20 protein-coding genes are annotated in these 19,175 nt (G+C 68.3%); 5 read left to right on the forward strand and 15 right to left on the reverse strand.

All coding sequences use genetic code 11. From position 1 onward, the window contains the following. Positions 1-138 precede the first annotated feature (138 nt). A complete protein-coding gene (locus tag LRR16_RS23330; protein WP_232207237.1) occupies positions 139-834 on the forward strand; it encodes a ComF family protein in 696 nt (231 codons plus the stop codon). Between the two features lie 57 nt (positions 835-891). After that, entirely contained in the window at positions 892-1,362 is a 471-nt protein-coding gene (trmL, locus tag LRR16_RS23335) for a tRNA (uridine(34)/cytosine(34)/5-carboxymethylaminomethyluridine(34)-2'-O)-methyltransferase TrmL (protein WP_064572487.1), read from the forward strand. Between the two features lie 26 nt (positions 1,363-1,388). On the opposite strand, the gene LRR16_RS23340 is transcribed toward trmL, so the two are convergent. The 5 genes from LRR16_RS23340 to LRR16_RS23360 all read right to left on the reverse strand — a co-directional run bounded on the left by LRR16_RS23340 (position 1,389) and on the right by LRR16_RS23360 (position 5,135). After that, positions 1,389-2,393, reverse strand: coding sequence for a tripartite tricarboxylate transporter substrate binding protein (locus LRR16_RS23340; protein ID WP_255674214.1), 1,005 nt, complete (start codon positions 2,391-2,393; stop codon positions 1,389-1,391). Continuing rightward, entirely contained in the window at positions 2,390-3,415 is a 1,026-nt protein-coding gene (locus LRR16_RS23345) for an NAD(P)H-dependent glycerol-3-phosphate dehydrogenase (RefSeq protein WP_006579212.1), read from the reverse strand. The genes LRR16_RS23340 and LRR16_RS23345 overlap by 4 nt, the downstream gene beginning before the upstream one ends. Before the next feature lie 233 nt (positions 3,416-3,648). Next, entirely contained in the window at positions 3,649-4,167 is a 519-nt protein-coding gene (gene secB / locus LRR16_RS23350; protein ID WP_006579211.1) for a protein-export chaperone SecB, read from the reverse strand. 154 nt (positions 4,168-4,321) lie between these two features. After that, positions 4,322-4,579, reverse strand: a complete 258-nt coding sequence (gene grxC / locus LRR16_RS23355; protein WP_006579210.1) for a glutaredoxin 3 — start codon at positions 4,577-4,579, stop codon at positions 4,322-4,324. Between the two features lie 142 nt (positions 4,580-4,721). Next, positions 4,722-5,135, reverse strand: a complete 414-nt coding sequence (locus LRR16_RS23360; RefSeq protein WP_006579209.1) for a rhodanese-like domain-containing protein — start codon at positions 5,133-5,135, stop codon at positions 4,722-4,724. A 141-nt stretch (positions 5,136-5,276) separates the two neighbouring features. On the opposite strand from LRR16_RS23360, the gene gpmA reads away from it, so the two are divergent. The 3 genes from gpmA to LRR16_RS23375 all read left to right on the forward strand — a co-directional run bounded on the left by gpmA (position 5,277) and on the right by LRR16_RS23375 (position 8,636). Beyond that, positions 5,277-6,023: a 2,3-diphosphoglycerate-dependent phosphoglycerate mutase gene (gene gpmA / locus LRR16_RS23365; RefSeq protein ID WP_006579208.1), complete on the forward strand. Its 747-nt coding sequence runs from the start codon at positions 5,277-5,279 to the stop codon at positions 6,021-6,023. Between the two features lie 176 nt (positions 6,024-6,199). Next, complete coding sequence (locus LRR16_RS23370; RefSeq protein ID WP_064572476.1) at positions 6,200-7,813, forward strand: S41 family peptidase; 1,614 nt, start codon at positions 6,200-6,202, stop codon at positions 7,811-7,813. A gap of 73 nt (positions 7,814-7,886) precedes the next feature. Further along, positions 7,887-8,636 (forward strand): molybdopterin-synthase adenylyltransferase MoeB, encoded by a 750-nt coding sequence (locus tag LRR16_RS23375; protein WP_064572474.1) that lies wholly within the window; start codon positions 7,887-7,889, stop codon positions 8,634-8,636. 86 nt (positions 8,637-8,722) lie between these two features. On the opposite strand, the gene mnmH is transcribed toward LRR16_RS23375, so the two are convergent. From mnmH to LRR16_RS23425, 10 genes are all read right to left on the reverse strand, one after another. Then, complete coding sequence (mnmH, locus tag LRR16_RS23380) at positions 8,723-9,910, reverse strand: tRNA 2-selenouridine(34) synthase MnmH (protein ID WP_232207233.1); 1,188 nt, start codon at positions 9,908-9,910, stop codon at positions 8,723-8,725. Beyond that, entirely contained in the window at positions 9,910-10,983 is a 1,074-nt protein-coding gene (gene selD, locus LRR16_RS23385) for a selenide, water dikinase SelD (RefSeq protein ID WP_232207234.1), read from the reverse strand. Before selD ends, mnmH begins: the two co-directional genes overlap by 1 nt. A 221-nt stretch (positions 10,984-11,204) precedes the next feature. After that, the gene (bfr, locus tag LRR16_RS23390) at positions 11,205-11,684 is read right to left on the reverse strand and encodes a bacterioferritin (protein ID WP_006579203.1); all 480 of its coding nucleotides are present in this window, start codon (positions 11,682-11,684) and stop codon (positions 11,205-11,207) included. Positions 11,685-11,804: 120 nt separating this feature from the next. Then, positions 11,805-12,116: a bacterioferritin-associated ferredoxin gene (locus LRR16_RS23395; protein ID WP_064573664.1), complete on the reverse strand. Its 312-nt coding sequence runs from the start codon at positions 12,114-12,116 to the stop codon at positions 11,805-11,807. A gap of 224 nt (positions 12,117-12,340) precedes the next feature. Then, positions 12,341-14,122: a phosphoenolpyruvate--protein phosphotransferase gene (gene ptsP, locus LRR16_RS23400; protein WP_006579201.1), complete on the reverse strand. Its 1,782-nt coding sequence runs from the start codon at positions 14,120-14,122 to the stop codon at positions 12,341-12,343. Positions 14,123-14,172: 50 nt separating this feature from the next. Continuing rightward, positions 14,173-14,442 (reverse strand): HPr family phosphocarrier protein, encoded by a 270-nt coding sequence (locus LRR16_RS23405; RefSeq protein ID WP_006579200.1) that lies wholly within the window; start codon positions 14,440-14,442, stop codon positions 14,173-14,175. Beyond that, positions 14,411-14,866: a PTS sugar transporter subunit IIA gene (locus LRR16_RS23410; protein WP_006579199.1), complete on the reverse strand. Its 456-nt coding sequence runs from the start codon at positions 14,864-14,866 to the stop codon at positions 14,411-14,413. Before LRR16_RS23410 ends, LRR16_RS23405 begins: the two co-directional genes overlap by 32 nt. A 93-nt stretch (positions 14,867-14,959) precedes the next feature. Continuing rightward, positions 14,960-15,952 carry a glutathione synthase gene (gene gshB, locus LRR16_RS23415; RefSeq protein WP_232207235.1) on the reverse strand — a complete coding sequence of 331 codons (993 nt, stop codon included), beginning with the start codon at positions 15,950-15,952 and terminating at the stop codon, positions 14,960-14,962. Between the two features lie 45 nt (positions 15,953-15,997). Then, complete coding sequence (gshA, locus tag LRR16_RS23420; RefSeq protein ID WP_006578775.1) at positions 15,998-17,293, reverse strand: glutamate--cysteine ligase; 1,296 nt, start codon at positions 17,291-17,293, stop codon at positions 15,998-16,000. 518 nt (positions 17,294-17,811) lie between these two features. Continuing rightward, positions 17,812-19,175, reverse strand: a 1,364-nt coding sequence (locus LRR16_RS23425; protein WP_304524552.1) for an ammonium transporter, incomplete at its 5' end; no start/stop codon positions are given.

The following is a 19,175-nucleotide window of genomic DNA, read 5'->3' on the forward strand; positions in this document are numbered from 1 at the left end:
GACGAGGATCGGCACGGCAGGACCGGACGCGGGCGGCGCGAAAGCACTGCGGGGCCGCGCGGTGGCGCCGGGCCGACAGTATACGCGCGCCTCACCGCGCTTGCCGGCGGCGTGCGCGAGCGGCTGGCGCAGTGGTGGCTGCCCTGTGCCTGCGTGCTGTGCGGCCAGGTGCAGTCCGACGTGGTCTGCGCCGGCTGTGCGGGGGACCTGCTGGCGCCGATACCGCGCTGTCCGCGCTGCGCCTTGCCGCAGCGGACCGCCAGCCTCTGCGCGATGTGCCGCTGTGCGCCGCCCGCCTTCGATGCCACCATCGTGCTCGGCGACTATGCGCCGCCGCGCGAAGCGCTGGTGCTGGCGCTGAAGTTCGGCGGCGTGCTGCCGCTGGCGGGCTGGCTCGCGCGCGAACTGGCGTCGGCGTGGATCGCACGGCCGTCATCGCCGCTCGACAATGCCGCTCGCGCGCCCTGCCTGGTCGTGCCGATTCCATTGGCGCCGGACCGGCTGGCCGAGCGCGGCTTCAACCAATCGTGGGAAATCGCCCGCAGGCTCGCGCCTCGCGTCGGCGCCGCGGCCAGCGCCGATCTGCTGGTGCGCTCGCGCAGCACCGCGCCGCAGGCCGCATTGGCGGCCGACCTGCGGCATCCGAACGTCGCCGGCGCCTTCGCGCTGGCGCGCGATGCCACCCCCGGCGCCCTGCATGGACGACATGTCGCCCTGGTCGACGACGTGATGACCACTGGCGCCACGCTGGCCGAGGCGGCCGCCGTGCTCAAGCGCTGCGGCGCGGCGCGCGTCACCGCGCTGGTGGCGCTGCGCACGCCGGCCCCGCCGTGATGGCCGCCATGTTGCCCAGATGACAGCGCCGCCTCGGCACGGTAAGCTGCGCCCGCCATGTTCCACGTCGTCCTAGTCGAACCCGAGATCCCGCCGAACACCGGTAACGTGATCCGCCTGTGCGCCAACACCGGCGCCCAACTCCACCTCGTCAAGCCGCTCGGCTTTCCGCTGGACGACGCGCGCATGCGCCGCGCCGGCCTCGATTACCACGAGTACGCCAGCATGAAGGTGCACGAGGACTGGGACGCCTTCCTCGCCGGCGAACGCCCGGACCCGGCACGGATGTTCGCGCTGACCACGCACGGCTCGACGCCGTTCGGGCAGGTGGCCTTCGCCCCCGGCGACTGGTTCGTGTTCGGTTCGGAAACGCGTGGGCTGGCGCCGGAGCGCCGGGAATGGTTCGCGCCGTCGCAGCGCATCCGCCTGCCGATGCGGCCCAATAACCGCAGCCTGAATCTGTCGAACACCGTCGCCGTGGTGGTGTTCGAGGCCTGGCGCCAGCAGGGCTTCGCCGGCGGCGCCTGAGGCGAAGCCGGCGCTTTCCTGGAGGGCTATTCCGGCTGCACGCCGGCCGCGCGAATCACCTGGTCCCAGCGCGCCTTCTCGCTGGCCATGGTCTGGCGCAGCGAGGCCGGCGCGGTGCCGGCAGGCATGAAGTACTGCGCCCGCATCTGCGCGCGCACGGCGTCGCTGCCGATGATCTTGACCAGCTCGCGATAGAGCCGGTCGACGATCGGCGCCGGCGTGCCGGCCGGCGCCAGCACCGCCTGCCACGAGATCGCCTCGAAGCCCGGATAGCCGGACTCGGCCACGGTCGGCACCGACGGCAACAGGCTGGTGCGGCCGCTGGTCGTCACCGCGAGCACGCGCAGCCGGCCCGCATTGACCTGCGGCATCGCAATCGCCGGCACCATGAACGCGGCCTGGATCTGTCCGGCGATCATCGCCGCCGCGATCTGCGGGAAGCCGGGATACGGGATATGTTCGAGCGAGATGCCGGCGCGCGCCTTCAACTGCTCCATCGCCAGATGCGCGGCGCTGCCGTTGCCGACCGAGCCGTAGTTCAGCGCACCGGGTCTGGCACGTGCCAGCGCGACGAATTCGCGCAGGTCGCGCACGCCGGTGCGCGGGTCGACCACCAGCACATTGGGCGAGGTCGCCACCAGCGTCACCGGCGCCAGCTGGCGCACCGGATCGTAGGGCAGATGGCGCGACAGTGTCGGCGCCGTGACCAGCGGACCGTTGATCGTGAACAGCAGCGTATAGCCGTCCGGCGCGGCGCGGGCGACCTGTCCGGTGCCGATATTGCCGCCGGCGCCCGGGCGATTTTCGATGATCACCGGCTGGCCCAGCGCCTGCGCCAGCGGTTCGGATACCAGTCGCGCGATCAGGTCCGGAGACGACCCTGGCGGGAACGGCACCACCATGCGGATCGGCCGCGCGGGCCAGTCCTTGTCGGCTGCCAGCAGCGAGCGCGGCAGCGCCAGCGCACCGCCGCAGGCCGCCAGTGCGCCGAGCCAGCGGCGCCGCTGCTTGATGCGATCCGCCGCCGTCATTCGTCGCGCGCGTCGCGTTGCAGCAGCTGCGCGACCGCGTCGGCCACCGCCAAGCCTTCGAACAACACCGCGCAGACGGCCCGCGTGATCGGCATCTCGACGCCGTGCTGGTCCGCCAGCGCAGCCACCGCCTGCGCGCAGCGCACGCCTTCGGCGACATGGCCCAGGTCGGCGAGCACCTGTTCCAGCGTCCTGCCGCCGGCCAGCTGCTGGCCGACCTTGCGGTTGCGCGACAGATCGCCGGTCGCGGTCAGGATCAGGTCGCCCATCCCGGCCAGGCCCATGAAGGTCTCGGCGCGCCCGCCCAGCGCCAGACCCAGCCGCGTCATCTCGGCCAGGCCCCGGGTGACCAGCGCGGCGCGGGCATTGAGGCCGAGACCCAGCCCATCGCTGGCACCGGTGGCGATCGCCAGCACGTTCTTGACCGCGCCGCCGACCTCGACGCCGACCAGATCGTCGCTGCCGTAGATTCGCATCGCACGATGATGGAAGGCGCGCTGCGACAGTTCGGCGATGGCCGGCGCATTGCCCGCGACGGTCAGCGCGCACGGCAGTCCCAGCGCGACCTCGCGCGCGAAGCTCGGCCCGGTCAGCACGCCGTACTCGACCGGCACCGACGCGCCGGCGGCCGCCAGTTCCTCGGCCACCATCTGGTGCGGCATTGCATGGGTGCCGGCCTCGAAGCCCTTGCACAGCCACAGCATCCGCAGCGGCACGCCATGCGTGGCCGCCTCGGTGGCCAGGCGCCGCGTCATCTCCCGCAGGCCCGACACCGGCGTGGCGACGATCACCAGCCCGTCAGGCGCGCATAGCGCGTGCGCGGCGGCGCGGGCGAAATCGGCTTCGAAGCCGAGCCGCTCGGACAGCGGCACGCCAGGCAGATAGTCCGCATTGACGCCGGAGGCCGCCATCGCGGCGAGCTGCCCGGCGTCCCGGCCCCACAGCACGACCTGGTGCGCGGCGGCGGCATGGCTGGCCAGCGCGGTGCCCCAGGCGCCGGCTCCGAGAAAGGCGAGGTTCATGATCGATGCGTGGTCGAGGCGTTGGTCAATGGCGTAGGGTCAATGGCGTAGCTCAATGGCGTTGGACGATGGATCAGGCCGCTGCACGCCCGACGATGACGGCGATCCCAGCGATCCGGGCCGGCGCAGCCGTTGGCGCCATTGACTTTGAAGCTATTGATGCTTTTGAAGCTATAGACGCAAAAAGGCGGAACGGGGCCGCAGCCCCGTTCCGCCTGCGGATATGGCGACGATCAGTGACGTGCCTGCGTGCCATCAGGCATCACGATGCCGGAGCCGCCGCCCTCGGCCTGTGCCTGTTCCATCGCCGCCTGCAGACGCTGCTCGTACAGTGCCTGGAAGTTGATCTCGGACAGATGGATGGCCTGGAAGCCCGCGCGCGTGATCACGTCGGCGATATTGCTGCGCAGGTACGGATACAGGATCGTCGGGCAGGCGATGCCCAGCAGCGGATCGAGCTGTTCGTCCGGCACGTTGCGGATATCGAAGATGCCGGCTTGATGAGCCTCGACCAGGAAGGCGACCTTGTCCTGGACCTTGGTGGTGACCGTGCCGGTCACGACGACCTCGAAGATGCCGTCCGTCAGCTGCGAGGCGCCCACATTGACCTGCACTTCCACGGAAGGCGCTTCGGTCTCGAGGAAGATCTGCGGCGAATTCGGCTGCTCCAGCGACATGTCCTTCAGGTAGACGCGCTGGATATTGAAGTACGGTTGATCGTCCTGCTGCTGATTGGTTTGCTGGTCGCTCATGGATGGGTGCCCGAATGGCGGGAATGAAACGTGGCGGGAAGGGGACGGGCTGCGGGCGGCCGCGCGCCGGGCGGCGGCCAACCGCATGGTCCGGTTGGAAAACGCATATGGTACATGACGCGGATGACGAATTCATCCGCGCACGGGGCGGGAATCAGGCAGCCAGCAGCGGTGCCAGGCCCCCTTGGCGATCGAGCGCGGACAGATCGTCGAAGCCCCCGACGTGACGGTCGTCGATATAGATCTGCGGCACGGTGCGGCGACCGGTGCGGCTCATCATTTCCTCGCGCTTGCCGGGCTCGCGGTCGATCATGATCTTCTCGATCGTCTCGACCCCCTTCGAGCGCAGCAGGCGCTCGGCCATCTGGCAATACGGACACACCATCGTGCTGTACATGACGACGCGGGCCATGCGCTTATCTCCTTGCATCTTGCGGTTCAGACCGGACCCGCTGCGGCAATCGCTGCGGCGGCCGGTCGACTTCTGGACTTTACCAGCGTCGGCGCGGGCCTGCTGACGGCCCGCCCGGGCGAGGCATCGGGCTGCGGCGGCCTTACTTGACCAGCGGCAGACCGGCCTGCTGCCAGGCGGCCACACCACCTTCAAGCGAATAGACCTCGCCGAAGCCGGCCTGCTTGAGCGCCGCGTGCGCCTTGGACGAACGCTGGCCGGTCTGGCATACGACGATGATGGGGGCGGACTTGTCCTTCGCAAGGCTGGCCGCGCGATTGGCCAGTTCGGCCAGCGGCGCGCTCCTGGCCTGCGGCAGGTGGCCCTTGGCGTATTCGGCCGGTTCGCGGATATCGACGACGACGGCGCCGCGCTTGTTGATCAGCTGCGTCGCCGTGGTCGCATTGACCGTCTTGCCGCCCGCGCCGCGCGAAATGGTCGGCCAGGCCAGCAGGCCGCCCGACACCACCGCGAGGGCGATCAGGGCAAGGTTGTTGTAGTCGGCGAAGAAATTCACGTTGGGTTTCCGGTGGGTTGTGTCGGCGGCATTATAAAATAGCCGGTTTCGCGCCCAGGCCCATGTCGACGGGGCCGCTTCCCGCGGCCGGCAAGTGGCTCGCGAGCGGCGCGCGCAGCATTCTCACTCTTTGGAAGCAGCATGTACAAACTCGTTCTCATCCGCCACGGCGAATCGACCTGGAATCTGGAAAACCGCTTCACCGGCTGGGTCGACGTGGACCTGACCGAGACCGGCGCGCAGCAGGCCCGCCAGGCCGGCCAACTGCTGAAGGACGCGGGCTTCGCCTTCGACGTCGCCTATACCTCGGTGCTCAAGCGCGCAATCCGCACGCTGTGGCATGTGCAGGACGAGATGGACCTGATGTGGATCCCGGTGCGCAACGAATGGCGCCTGAACGAGCGCCACTACGGCGCGCTGGCGGGCCTGAACAAGGCCGAGACCGCCGCCAGGTTCGGCGACGAACAGGTGCTGGTCTGGCGCCGCAGCTACGACACGCCGCCGCCCGCGCTGGAGCCGACCGACCCGCGCGCCTCGTACGACGACCCGCGCTATGCCGGCGTGCCGCGCGAACTGATTCCGCTGACCGAATGCCTGAAGGACACGGTGGCCCGCGTGCTGCCGCTCTGGAACGAATCGATCGCCCCGGACATCAAAGCCGGAAAGCGCGTGGTCATCGCGGCCCATGGCAACAGCATCCGCGCGCTGGTGAAGTACCTCGACCAGATTTCCGATGACGATATCGTGGGCCTCAATATCCCGAACGGCACGCCGCTCGTGTACGAACTCGACGCCGAGCTGCGGCCGATCCGGCATTACTACCTGGGCGACCAGGAAGCGATCGCCGCCTCGCTGGCCGCTGTCGCCAGCCAGGGCAAGGCGCGCTGAGCCGGACGCGCCGGCCTTGGCGCACCGAGGCCCGCGCCGCATCGCGGCGCGGCCTTTTTTTCCGCCCGCTCTTATACTGTCGGTCAGACCGGACCGGCAGCGCCCCTTGCGCCACGCCGCAACCGGCGCAATCCACGGCGCCCTGCCCGGCGCCATTCAACGTTCAGGCAGCCCACATGCGTAAGACGCTCAAGAACATCAGCCTTGTCTCCGCGGGACTCGTTGCCGGCGTGCTCGCCACGCTGCAACTGTCCGCGACCGCGCAGAACTCCTCGGGGCCGCTGCCCCTGGAGCAGTTGCGGCTGATGGCGGACATATTCGGGCAGATCAAGCGCGAGTACGTCGAGCCGGTCGACGACAAGAAGCTGCTGACCGAAGCCATCAAGGGCATGGTGGCCAGCCTCGACCCACATTCGTCGTATCTGGACGCCAAGGATTTCAAGGAACTGCAGGAAGGCACGCGCGGCCGTTTTGCCGGCCTGGGCATCGAGATCTCGCAGGAAGAGGGCCTGGTCAAGGTCATCAACCCGATCGAGGACACGCCCGCCTTCCGCGCCGGCATCCAGCCCGGCGACCTGATCACCCGCATCGACGACAAGCCGGTGCGCGGGCTGCCGCTCGAACAGGCGGTCAAGCGCATGCGCGGCGAGCCCGGCACCAAGGTCACGCTGACGATCTACCGCAAGAGCGAAGAACGCACCTTCCCGGTGTCGATCACGCGCGCCGAGATCCGCGTGCAGTCGGTCAAGGCCAAGATGGTCGATCCGGCCATCGGCTGGGTCCGCCTGACCAGCTTCCAGGAGCGCACCGTGGCCGATCTGGGCCGGCGCCTGGCCGAGCTGGCGCAGAAGAATCCGAACATGAAGGGCCTGGTGCTGGACCTGCGCAACAACGGCGGCGGCGTGCTGCAGGGCGCGGTCGGCGTGTCGGCGGCCTTCCTGCCCGAGGACGTGACCGTGGTCTCGACCAATGGCCAGGTGCCCGACGCCAAGCGGGTCTACAAGACCAACTTCAACAATTACCGGCTGTCGTCGGTCGAGGACGATCCGCTGAAGGATCTGCCGCCGCTGTTCAAGAAGATCCCGATGGTGGTGCTGACCAACGCCTATTCGGCGTCGGCCTCGGAGATCGTCGCCGGCGCGCTGCAGGACCACAAGCGCGCGGTGATCATGGGCAAGACCACATTCGGCAAGGGCTCGGTGCAGACCGTGCGGCCGTTGACGAACGACACCGGCATCAAGCTGACGATCGCGTACTACTACACGCCGTCGGGCAAGTCGATCCAGGCCAAGGGCATCCGTCCTGATATCCCGGTCGACCAGAACCCGGAAGGCGATCCGGACGACGCGCTGATCACGCGCGAAATCGATACCGAGCGCCATCTGCACAACAAGCAGGAATCCGAGGAAGCCGAGATGACCGAGCGCGAACAGCGCCGTGTCGAGGAACTGCGCCGGCTCGAGGAAGAGAACGCGAAGAAGTCGCCGGAGGAGCGCGAGAAGGAACGGCGCAAGAAGCCGATCGAGTTCGGCACCAACGACGACTTCATGCTGCAGCAGGCGATCCACCAGCTCAAGGGCGAGCCGATCAAGCGCTCGCGCTCCAAGCTCGAGGCGACGCCGGTGTCCGACAGCAAGGTGCCGAAGGGCCCGGTCAAGGCCGATCCGTCCAAGCGGGCGCCTGCGCCGGACGCCAAGCCCGCCGCGCCGGAAGGCAAGCCCGACAGCAAGCCGCCCGCGAGCGCGCCGATGGGCAAGCCGCTCGGCACGCCGACCGGCAAGGCGCCCTGAACGGGGCTCTGAACGAAGCTTGAACGCCTAGACGGAAGCATCGCGGCGGGACCCCGGTCCCGCCGCCCGCCCGATGAACGACGACCAACTGCTGCGCTACTCGCGGCATATCCTGCTCGATGAGCTGGGCATCGAAGGCCAGAGCCGGCTGCTGGGCGGCCGCGCGCTGGTGATCGGCGCCGGCGGCCTGGGCGCCGCCGCGCTGCCCTACCTGGCCTCGGCCGGGGTCGGCACCATCGTCGTGGTCGACAACGACGATGTCGACCTGACCAATCTGCAACGCCAGATCCTGCACACCACCGCCAACGTCGGCCGGCCCAAGGTCGAGTCAGCGCGCGAGGGCATGCTGCGGATCAATCCCGAGATCGACGTGCGGCTGGTGCCGGCGCGCGTCGGCGACAGCGAACTGGATGTGCTGGTGCGCGACGCCGACGTGGTGCTGGACTGCTGCGACAACTTCGCCACGCGCCATGCGGTCAACCGCGCCTGCGTCGCGCATCGCGTGCCGCTGGTCTCGGGGGCCGCGCTGCGCTTCGATGGACAGATCAGCGTATTCGATCGCCGGCGCGACGATGCGCCGTGCTACGCCTGCCTGTTCCCGCCGTCGGAGAACGCGCCGGAGGCCGCCTGCGCGACCATGGGCGTGTTCGCGCCCCTGGTCGGCATGGTCGGTACCGTGCAGGCGGCCGAGGCCCTGAAGCTGATCGCCGGCGTGGGCAACACGCTGGCCGGACGGCTGCTGATGGTCGATGCATTCCGCATGGAATGGACGACGATGGCGCTGGCGCGCACGCCCGACTGCGAGGTTTGCGGCGGGCATTGAAGCCATGGTGTTGCTCCCCTCTCCCGCTTGCGGGAAAGGGGCGGGGGGAGATGGCAAGAGCGGTCGTCACGACTGACCGCGTCGGCTCAGCGAGAGCCTTTCCCTCTCCCCTCCCCCTCTCCCGCAAACGGGAGAGGGGAAGCAGGCGCCGTTCGCTCCCGCAGATATTCACGTACCGCCGTGCGATCGCCGCGAAACACGATGCGGCTCTCCCTCGCCTCGCGCTGGTAGTCGTACATCGGATCGTAATAATGGCGCAGCAGCACCGCGATCCAGACGCGATGCTCGTCGACCTCGCCGCTGTGCGCCTGGCGTTGCAGCGCGTGCGCGAGCAGCGCGGCCAGGCGCTCGTAGCGCTGGCCGCCGAGCCGGCGCGCGATGCCGGCCAGCGCGTCGCGCATCCGTTCCGAGAAGGCGGCGAAGCCCTTGTCCGGCCCATGCGCGGCGACGTATTCCGCGGCTAGATCGACCACATAGTCCTGCAGCACGCGTTCCACGCGCGCCTCGAACGGTTCGTCGATCCAGACCAGCGGACTGGCCTGCATGCGGGCATACAGACGCGGCGGCACGTCCCGGCTGCCGATGAAACGGCCCTCGTCCTCGACCACCAGCGTGCCGGCGCCGGCCGCGCGCCGCCGCAACAGGTCGATGGCCAGCCCGTTCTCGAAGCCGATCTGTGTCGGTTGCGGACGCGCGCGCCGGCCGAAGCTGGAGCCCCGATGCGCGGCGTGGGCCTCGAGATCGATGCCGCTGTCGAGCTCGGCCAGCAGCGCGGTCTTGCCGCTCCCGGTCAGGCCGCCGAGCACCAGCCAGTCGCATTCGCCGACGGCCGCGTCCAGCGTTTCGATCAGGAAGGTCCGCATCGCCTTGTAGCCGCCGATGACGCGCGGATAGTCGATGCCGGCCTCGCGCAGCCACTGCTGCGAGATCTGCGAGCGCAGGCCGCCGCGGAAGCAGTACAGATAGCCTTGCGGATGGCGGCGCGCGAACTCGGCCCAGGCGGCCACCCTCATTGCCTTGCGCTCGCCGCTGACCAGCGCATGGCCGAGCGCGATCGCCGCCTGTTGTCCTTCCTCCTTGTAGCGGCAGCCGACCCGGTGGCGCTCGTCGTCGTCCATCAGCGGCAGATTGACCGCGCCCGGAAAAGCGCCGCGCGCAAACTCGGCCGGCGCGCGCACGTCCAGCATCGGCACGCCGGACAGCAGCAGCGCCCGATAGTCGGCGCTGTCCGGCCTTGCCGAGGCCGCCGCCGATGGCGCGGGCATGCGGTCCATCAGCGCACCACCACCGCGTGATCGGTGTGGGCGGCGTGGGCGGCGCGCTCGGTCATCTCGCCGATGCATTCGAGCGCGAGGCCGCATTCGGCTGCCACCGCCAGGAACTCCTGCTCGCCAGCGGGCTCGACCGCGACCAGCAGCCCCCCGCTGGTCTGCGGGTCGCACAGCACCGCGCGCCATTCGGCATCCAGTTCACCGTGGGCACAGCCGATCCGATGTCCGTAGCTGGCGAAGTTGCGCTGGGTGCCGCCCGGCACGCAGCCGGCGGCGACGTACTCGCGCACGCCGGGCAGCAGCGGCACCGCGGCGCGGTCCAGCCGGGCGCTCAGGCCGCTGCCCTCGGCCATTTCGACCAGATGGCCGAGCAGGCCGAAGCCGGTCACATCGGTCATCGCCCGCACCGCCTCCAGCCGGCCGAAGCGGCTGCCGGGACGATTCAGGCGGCACATCCACTCGGTCGCCAGGCGGCTATGTTCGTCGCGCAACTTGCCCTGCTTGCCGGCGGTGGTCAGCACGCCGATGCCGAGCGGCTTGGTCAGGTACAGCCGGCAACCGGCGCGTGCGGTGTCGTTGCGCTTCAGATGCGCGCGCTCGACGATGCCGGTCACCGCCAGGCCGAAGATCGGCTCGGGCGCATCGATCGAATGTCCGCCGGCCAGCGCGATGCCCGCCTCGTCGCAGGCACGGCGACCGCCGGCGACCACTTCGCGCGCGACCTCGGGCGGCAGCACGTTGACGGGCCAGCCGAGGATCGCGATGGCCAGCAGCGGGTCGCCGCCCATCGCGTAGACGTCACTGATGGCATTGGTGGCCGCGATGCGGCCGAAATCGAAGGGATCGTCGACCACCGGCATGAAGAAGTCCGTGGTCGACACCACGGCGCGGCCGTCGTCGCTGCCGTCGATCGCATAGACCGCGGCGTCGTCGCGCGAGGCGTTGCCGACCCACAGGCGCGGGTCCAGATGCTGCGGCCCGCTGCCGGCCAGAATCACGTCGAGGACCTGCGGCGAAATCTTGCAGCCACAGCCAGCGCCGTGGCTGTATTGCGTCAATCGAATGGGTTCCGGCATGGGAGTGTCCTCGCTGGGAAATCGGACCGCGGAGGGGGCGGCAGCGCGGGAGAGGGGAATCGGCACCGGCGAATGGAACCGAGATGAGAAACCGAATGGGAATGAGAGGGATTCAAGCTGCGAAGCGCGCGGCGGCGGGCGGCTCGATGAAGCGCCGCTGACGACCGCCTGGCCCTGGAACTGGTGTTACGGGGCCTTGCGGGTCCTGCCGCGGCCGGGCTTTACTGCTCGCCCGGCTCCATCTGCGATTGCAGATAGTTCTGCAGGCCGACCTTGTCGATCAGATCCAGCTGCGTTTCCAGATACTCGATGTGCTCTTCGGTATCGGTCAGGATGTCGACCAGAATCTCGCGGCTGACATAGTCGCCGACCGATTCGCAGTAGGCGATGCCTTCCTTGACCGTCACGTGAGCGGTCTGCTCCAGCTTCAGGTCGCACTTGAGCATCTCGGGCGTGTCTTCGCCGATCAGCAGCTTGTGCAGGTCCTGCAGGTTGGGCAGTCCATCGAGCATCAGAATGCGGTCGATCAGCCGGTCGGCATGCTTCATCTCGCCGATCGATTCCTTGTACTCCACGTCGCCGAGCTTCTTCAGGCCCCAGTGGCGATACATACGGGCGTGCAGGAAATACTGGTTGACCGCGGTCAGCTCGTTGGTGAGCTGCGCATTCAGATACTGGATGACCTTCTTGTCACCTTTCATCGGGGGCTCCTGTTGCTACGGGCCCGCAAAAACACGACGCGGCGCTGGTTGCGCCGCGTGCAGTCAGAGGAAAACGACGAAGACACGCGCCGATCGCCGCTCTGCGATCGGCAAGCGTGTTCAGGCAACCAGCTCGGTTTGCTGGTCGTTCGCGACTGCCGGGTCCCGTGTGTCCATTATGGCACGCGGTACCGACGAGGAACAGGAGGAAAACTGGACGACGTGAACGGTCTGGGCCGTCACGGTGGCGGAGGCGCTGTGGCAGGACGCTGCAACGCCTTCGGCCAGAACCTGCTGCGCGCAATCGCGGCAGCGGCCGCAGCAAGTGCCGACGCCGAGCGTTTCGGCCAGCTCGTCGAGCGTGGACACGCCCAGCTGGACGGCGCCATGAATCTCGCGATCGGTTACCTGGTTGCAGATGCAGACGTACACAAAGCCTCCTTGGGGCAGCGCGGACACCGGCATGTCCTGACTGTTGAAGGCAGCATAACAGAGATAAAGAATGATAACAATTCCCATTAAGAAACAGAAACACGCCAGGGAATCTGCATCACTTTACTTACAAATCAAGGGCTTGGAACGTCACGTAGGCGCCCGACAAGCGGTACATGCAGCACTTCACGGGCGTTGAGCTGGCCGCTATAACCCCGAGGGTTTCAGGGTTGTGACAGTCGCGCCAGCGCGGCTGCGGCCTCTTCCGGCTCGTAGGCGCACAGCACCTGCTCGACCAGCCCTTCCAGCCGCCCGCAGTCGGCATGCAGGATCTCCTGCTTGACGCGCAGCAGCTGGGCCGGATGCATCGAGAACTCGCGCAGGCCCATGCCGAGCAGCAGCCGCGTCATCGCGGGGTCGCCGGCCATCTCGCCGCAGACGGCGACCGGCACGCCAGCGTGGTTGGCATCGCGGATCGTGCGCGCGATCAGCTGCAGCACGGCCGGGTGCAGCGGATCGTACAGATGCGCGACGGCGTTGTCGGCACGATCGATCGCCAGCGTGTACTGGATCAGGTCGTTGGTGCCGATCGACAGGAAGTCCATGCGCCGCAGGAACAGGGGTAGCAGCAGCACCGCGGCCGGGATCTCGATCATCGCGCCGACCTTCAGGTACGGGTCGTAGGCGACCCCGCGCTGATCCAGCTCATGCTTGGCGCGCGCCACCAGCTCCAGCGTCTGGTCGATCTCGCGGGCATGCGCCAGCATCGGGAACAGCAGCCGCACCGGCCCGAAGGCCGACGCGCGCAGCAGCGCGCGCAGCTGCGTCAGGAACATCGCCGGCTCCGACAGCGACCAGCGGATCGCGCGCAAACCCAGCGCGGGGTTCAGCGCCGTCTCGTATTCCTCGGCGCGGCCGTCGCGCCCGTCGCGAAAATCCAGCAGCGGCTTGTCGGCGCCGATGTCGATCGTGCGGATGGTGACCGGCAGCCCGCGCATCGCCTCGACCGCGGCGCGGTAGGCCTCGAACTGTTCGTCCTCGCCGGGCAGTTCGCCGCGCCGGTTCATGAACAGGAACTCGGAGCGGAACAGGCCGACGCCGACCGCGCCGGCCGCCAGCGCGGCGGAGGCGTCCTCGGCCATCTCGATATTGGCCTCCAGATCGATCTCGATGCCGTCCAGCGTCACCGCGGGCGTATGCCGCAGCCGCTGCAGCCGCTTGTTCTCCAGCGCCCGTTCGCTCTGCCGGTGGCGGTATTCCTCGAGGATGATCGGCGTGGGATCGACGATCACCAGCCCCGCATCGCCGTCGATGATGATCCAGTCGTCCTGGCGGATCAGCTCGCTGGCGTTCTGCACGCCGACCGCGGCCGGGATGTCGAGGCTGCGCGCGACGATCGCGGTATGCGAGGTGCGCCCGCCCAGGTCGGTGACGAAGCCGTGGAACACGGTATGGCGGAACTGCAGCATGTCGGCCGGCGAGATGTCGTGGGCGACCACGACCACGCCGGGCGCCGGCTGGCCATCGGCCGCGACCGCGGGCACCGGCGCCGGCGTCAGCACCGGCGCGCCGGCCAGCACCTTCAGGATCCGCTCGACCACCTGCTCGATATCGGCCTTGCGCTCGCGCAGGTATTCGTCCTCGATCTCGTCGAACTGGCGCATCAGATCCTCGAGCCGCGTCGTCAGCGCCCATTCGGCGTTGTAGCGGCGCTCGCGGATCAGCCTCTCGGCCTCGCGCGACAGCATCTCGTCGTCGAGGATCATCGCGTGCACGTCGAGGAAGGCGCCCATCTCCTCCGGCGCATCGCGCGGCAGGTCGCGCTTGAGCGCCGCCAGTTCGGCCCGCACCGCGGTCCGCGCGTTGCGCAGCCGCAGCACCTCGTCCTCGAGCCGGTCCTCGTCGACCAGGTAATGGGACACGTCGAGCGCGGCCGGCGCCAGCAGGTGGGCGCGCCCGATCGCAACGCCGCGCGAGACTGGGATGCCGTGCAGGGCGAATGGCATGAACCGCTCCGTTCAGGAACGTTGATGAAATCCGGACAGGGCCTGCGCCCTCACTCTCCCTCGCCGAAGCGGTTGGCGATCAGCGCGGTCAGCGCGTCCATCGCCTCCTGCTCGTCGGGTCCCTCGGTTTCGATGGTGACCGTCGAGCCGATGCCCGCGGCCAGCATCATCACACCCATGATGCTCTTGGCGTCGACCTGGCGCCCGTTGCGCGACATCCTGACCTGACTGACAAAACTGCCCGCCAGTTGCGTGAGCTTGGCGGAGGCGCGGGCATGCAGCCCGAGCTTATTGATGATGGTGACGTCCCTCTGCAGCATACTTGTCGGGGTGGTTGGCGATCTGGTTCTGTACGGTGGTCGAGCCGATCTGCAGCACGCCCTGCGAGCCGCCGGCGAGCGCCTTGGTGGCGAGCTGGTCCAGCTTTTCGGAGCGGTAGCAGATCGCCCGCACGAGCATCGGCAGATTGACGCCGGCGAGCACCTTGATCCGGCCCGGCTCGGCGAGACGGGCGGCGATATTGGCGGGGGTGGCGCCGAAGATGTCGGTCAGCACCAGCGCCCCATTGTCTTCGATCACCGCGGCCAGGCAGCGGCGCGCCTCGGCCAGCACGGCCGCCGGCTCCGCATCCGGAGCGACGTCGATCGCCTCGACCCGCTTGGGCTCGCCGCAATAGACATGCGCGGCGCAGTCCCGCAGCGCCGAAGCGAGCGGCGCGTGCGCGATGATCAGAATGCCTGCCATGATGGTGAATCCTGTGGATTGCCGCGATTGTAGCAGGCGGGGTAACGGCGCCGTCGCGCGCAGCGGCGCTCCGGCGCCCGCGCTCAGCCGCCGTCAGCCACCCTTCGCGGCCGCGCGGTGCGCGACCGCCCGTTCCAGCGCGTCGATGAACATGCCGGCCACCGGGAAACCGGTCTGCTGCATGATCTCCTGGAAGCAGGTCGGGCTGGTCACGTTGACCTCGGTCAGGTAGTCGCCGATCGCGTCGAGTCCGACCAGCAGCAGGCCGCGCTGCCACAGCACCGGCGCCAGCGTCTGCGCGATCTCGCGGTCGCGCTCCGACAGCGGCTGCGCGCGGCCGGTGCCGCCCGCCGCCAGATTGCCGCGTACCTCGCCGGCCATCGGCACACGCGCCAGCGAGTACGGCACCGGCTCGCCGCCGATCAGCAGGATGCGCTTGTCGCCGTCCTTGATCTCGGGGATATAGCGCTGCGCCATCAGCGTGCGCACGCCGTTGGCACCGAGCGTTTCGATGATCGCGCCCAGGTTCATGCCATCGGCGCCGACGCGGAACACGCCCATGCCGCCCATGCCGTCCAGCGGCTTGACGATGATGTCGCGGTGCTCGGCGTGGAAGGCGCGGATGCGGGCCGCGTCGCGCGTGACCAGCGTCGGCGTGATGAACTGCGGAAACTGCGCGATCGCCACCTTCTCGGAATGGTCGCGGATCGCCTGCGGCTTGTTGAAGACGTTGGCGCCCTGCGACTCGGCCAGCTCCAGCAGCCAGGTGCTGGTCACGTATTCCATGTCGAACGGCGGGTCCTTGCGCATCAGCACCGCGTCGAAGGCCGGCACCGGCATCGCGGCCGGCGCATCGAGGCGGAACCAGGCGGCGTGGCCATGGCCGTGGTCCTGATCCTCGCCGGCATCGAGCAGATGCAGCCGCTGCGCGACCGCCTCGACCGCGCCGCCGACCAGCGACAGCTGCGACTGCAGGCAGAAGAACAGCTCGTGGCCGCGCGAGGCGGCCTCGACCATCATCGCGTAGGTGGAGTCCTTGTAGGTCTTGAAGGTCTCGAGCGGATCGGTAATGAACAGAATGCGCATGCTGGCGTGTCCGGTTGGTAGCCCGTGGTCGTGCCGGTCGGAGGATCAGAGGATCGGATTGGGGTCGGTCTTTTCCAGTTCCAGCGAGGCCGCCAGCAGCGCCAGCCGCGCCACCACGCCATACATGTAGAACCGGTTCGGCACCGCCGCGCCCGGCTTGGCATGCGTGTCCGGGATGCTGTTGGGCGCGAACGCCAGCGGCACGAAATGCATGCCCGGCGCGTTCAGGTTCTCGTCGACGCCGCGGCCGGTATGGACCCGGTAGAAGCCGCCAACGACGTAGCGGTCGATCATGTAGACCACCGGCTCGGCCACCGCCTCGTTGACCTTCTCGAAGGTATGCACGCCTTCCTGGATGATCACGTCGTTGACCTCGAGGCCTTCCTTGACGACGCTCATCTTGTTGCGTTCCTTGCGGTTCAGGCCCTTGACCTCGGCCGGATCGCGCACCGTCATCACGCCCATGCCGTAGGTGCCGGCATCGGCCTTGACCACGACGTACGGCGTTTCCTTGATGCCGTACTCGCGGTACTTCTTGGCGATCTTCTTGAGCACGCCCTCGACCGCGTCGGCCAGCGCTTCCTCGCCGACCCGCTCATGGAAGTCGATGCCGCCGACCTTGGCGAAGTACGGGTTGATCATCCACTGGTCGATGTCGATCAGCTTGGCGAACTTCTTGGCGACCTCGTCGTAGGCAGAGAAGTGGGAGGACTTGCGCCGCGTCGACCAGCCCGCGTGCAGCGGCGGCAGCACGTACTGCTCGTTGATGTTCTCGAGAATCGGCGGCACGCCGGCCGACAGGTCGTTGTTCAGCAGGATCGAACAGGGATCGAAGTCCTTGAGCCCCAGCCGGCGGTCCTTGGTGCCCAGCCGGGTCAGCGGCTCGACCACCAGCGTCTGGCCGTCGGGCAGCTCGATCGGGGTCGGTTCGGTGATGTCCTCGGACAGCGAGCCGAGCCGGACATTGAGTCCCGCCTGGCGCATGATCAGCGACAGCCGCGCCACGTTCTGCAGGTAGAACATGTTGCGGGTATGGCGCTCGGGGATCAGCAGCAGGTTCTTGGCATCCGGACAGATCTTCTCGATCGCCGCCATCGCCGCCTGCACCGCCAGCGGCAGCATCTCGGGGGCCAGATTGTTGAAACCGCCGGGGAACAGATTGGTATCGACCGGGGCCAGCTTGAAGCCGGCGTTGCGCAGATCGACCGAACAGTAGAACGGAGGGGTATGCTCCTGCCATTCCAGACGGAACCACCGCTCGATGGACGGGGTCGCGTCCAGTATCTTCTTTTCCAGTTCGAGCAGCGGGCCGTTCAGCGCGGTGATGAGGTGCGGGACCATATCCATCCTATTGATCGTCTTTATCGTCCGCCCCGATTGTAGAGGAACGGCCAATTGCATGCAGATGGCATGCCAATGCCGGCGGAACGGGGAAATGTCCGATCGTTTCCGCCTTGGGCTAACAATATGGGGATAGGCCGCCGAATTCAAAGAGCGCGGGGAGCGCCGTCGCGAGGACAAAAAAAAACGCGGCTTCGCCGCGTTTCAAGTGGCCTGACAGATACGGGGAGCGTTCTGCAGGTGGAGGAAACTGCCTCACCTGCACTCTATGCGGGTGCTGTCCTTTACACAAATGAAGGATTTTGAATTCCGATTTAAGCGGATGGCGAACAGTGCTTGCCTACCTGCCCGGCAGGCCGCGCCAGCACTGGCTTTGCCGGCTGCTCGCCCATAAAAAAGCCCGGCACGCGGCCGGGCAAAACTCCTGAGAGAAGATTCCCAATCAGCTCTCCAGCACAACACCGTGGGCGATGCGGGGGCGGCAGGCCGTGGGACCCCGCATCGCGCGTTTCTTCGGGTCAGCCCTCGTAGGCGGTCTCGCCGTGCGAGGTGATGTCCAGGCCTTCGCGCTCCTCGTCCTCGGGCACGCGCAGGCCGATCAGCAGGTCCACCAGCTTGAAGGCGACGAAGGCCACCACCGCCGACCACACCACGGTGGTCAGCACGCCCTCGGTCTGCACCCAGACCTGGCTCGCGATCGAATAGTTGTCCGATACCTTGTTGGCCACGTAGTCGTAGATGCCCACGCCGCCCAGGCTCGGCGCCGCGAACACGCCGGTCAGGATCGCCCCGGCGATGCCGCCGACGCCATGCACGCCGAACACGTCCAGCGAGTCGTCCGCGCCAAGCATCCGCTTCAGGCCCGTCACGCCCCACAGGCACAGCAGGCCGGCCACCAGGCCCATCACGATCGAGCCCATCGGGCCGACGAAGCCCGCGGCCGGGGTGATAGCCACCAGGCCGGCGACCGCGCCGGACGCGCCGCCCAGCATCGACGGCTTGCCCTTGGTGATCCACTCGCCGAAGGTCCACGCCAGCACCGCGGCGCAGGTCGCCAGCAGCGTGTTGACGAAGGCCAGCGCGGCGCCGCCGCTCGCTTCCAGGCCCGAGCCGGCGTTGAAGCCGAACCAGCCGAACCACAGCAGCGAGGCGCCGACCATGGTGAAGGTCAGGCTGTGCGGGCGCAGCGCCTCGCGGCCGAAGCCGATCCGCTTGCCGAACATGTAGGCACCGACCAGGCCCGCCACCGCGGCGTTGATGTGGACGACGGTACCGCCGGCGTAGTCGAGCGCGCCCTTCTGGAACAGCCAGCCGGCCTTGGCCGTGGCCGCTTCGGCCGCCGCCGCATCGGTGTACGCGTCCGGGCCCGGCCAGAACCAGACCATATGCGCCATCGGGATATAGGCGAAGGTGAACCACAGCACGATGAACACCAGCACCGCCGAGAAGCGGGCCCGCTCGGCGAAGGCGCCGATGATCAGGCTGCAGGTGATCGCGGCGAACGCGCACTGGAAGGCGAAGAAGCCCAGCTCCGGAATCACCACGCCCTTGCTGAAGGTCGCCGTGACCGCTTCCGGCGTCAGGCCCTTCATGAACAGCCGATCGGTGCCGCCGAAGAAGGCGTTGCCCTCGGTGAAGGCGAAGCTGTAGCCGTAGATGGCCCACAGCAGCGCGACCAGCGAGAAGATCACCAGGCACTGCATCAGCACCGACAGCATGTTCTTCGAGCGGACCAGGCCGCCGTAGAACAGCGCGAGGCCCGGCAGCGTCATCAGGATCACGAAGGCCGTGCACATCAGCAGCCAGGCCACGTCGCCCTTGTTCGGCGTCGGCGCGGCGGCGGCCGGCGCGGCGGCTTCCGCGGCGGCTTCCGCGGCAGGCG

The sequence above is a fragment of the Cupriavidus sp. UGS-1 genome (assembly GCF_021213615.1).
Lineage (GTDB): Bacteria > Pseudomonadota > Gammaproteobacteria > Burkholderiales > Burkholderiaceae > Cupriavidus.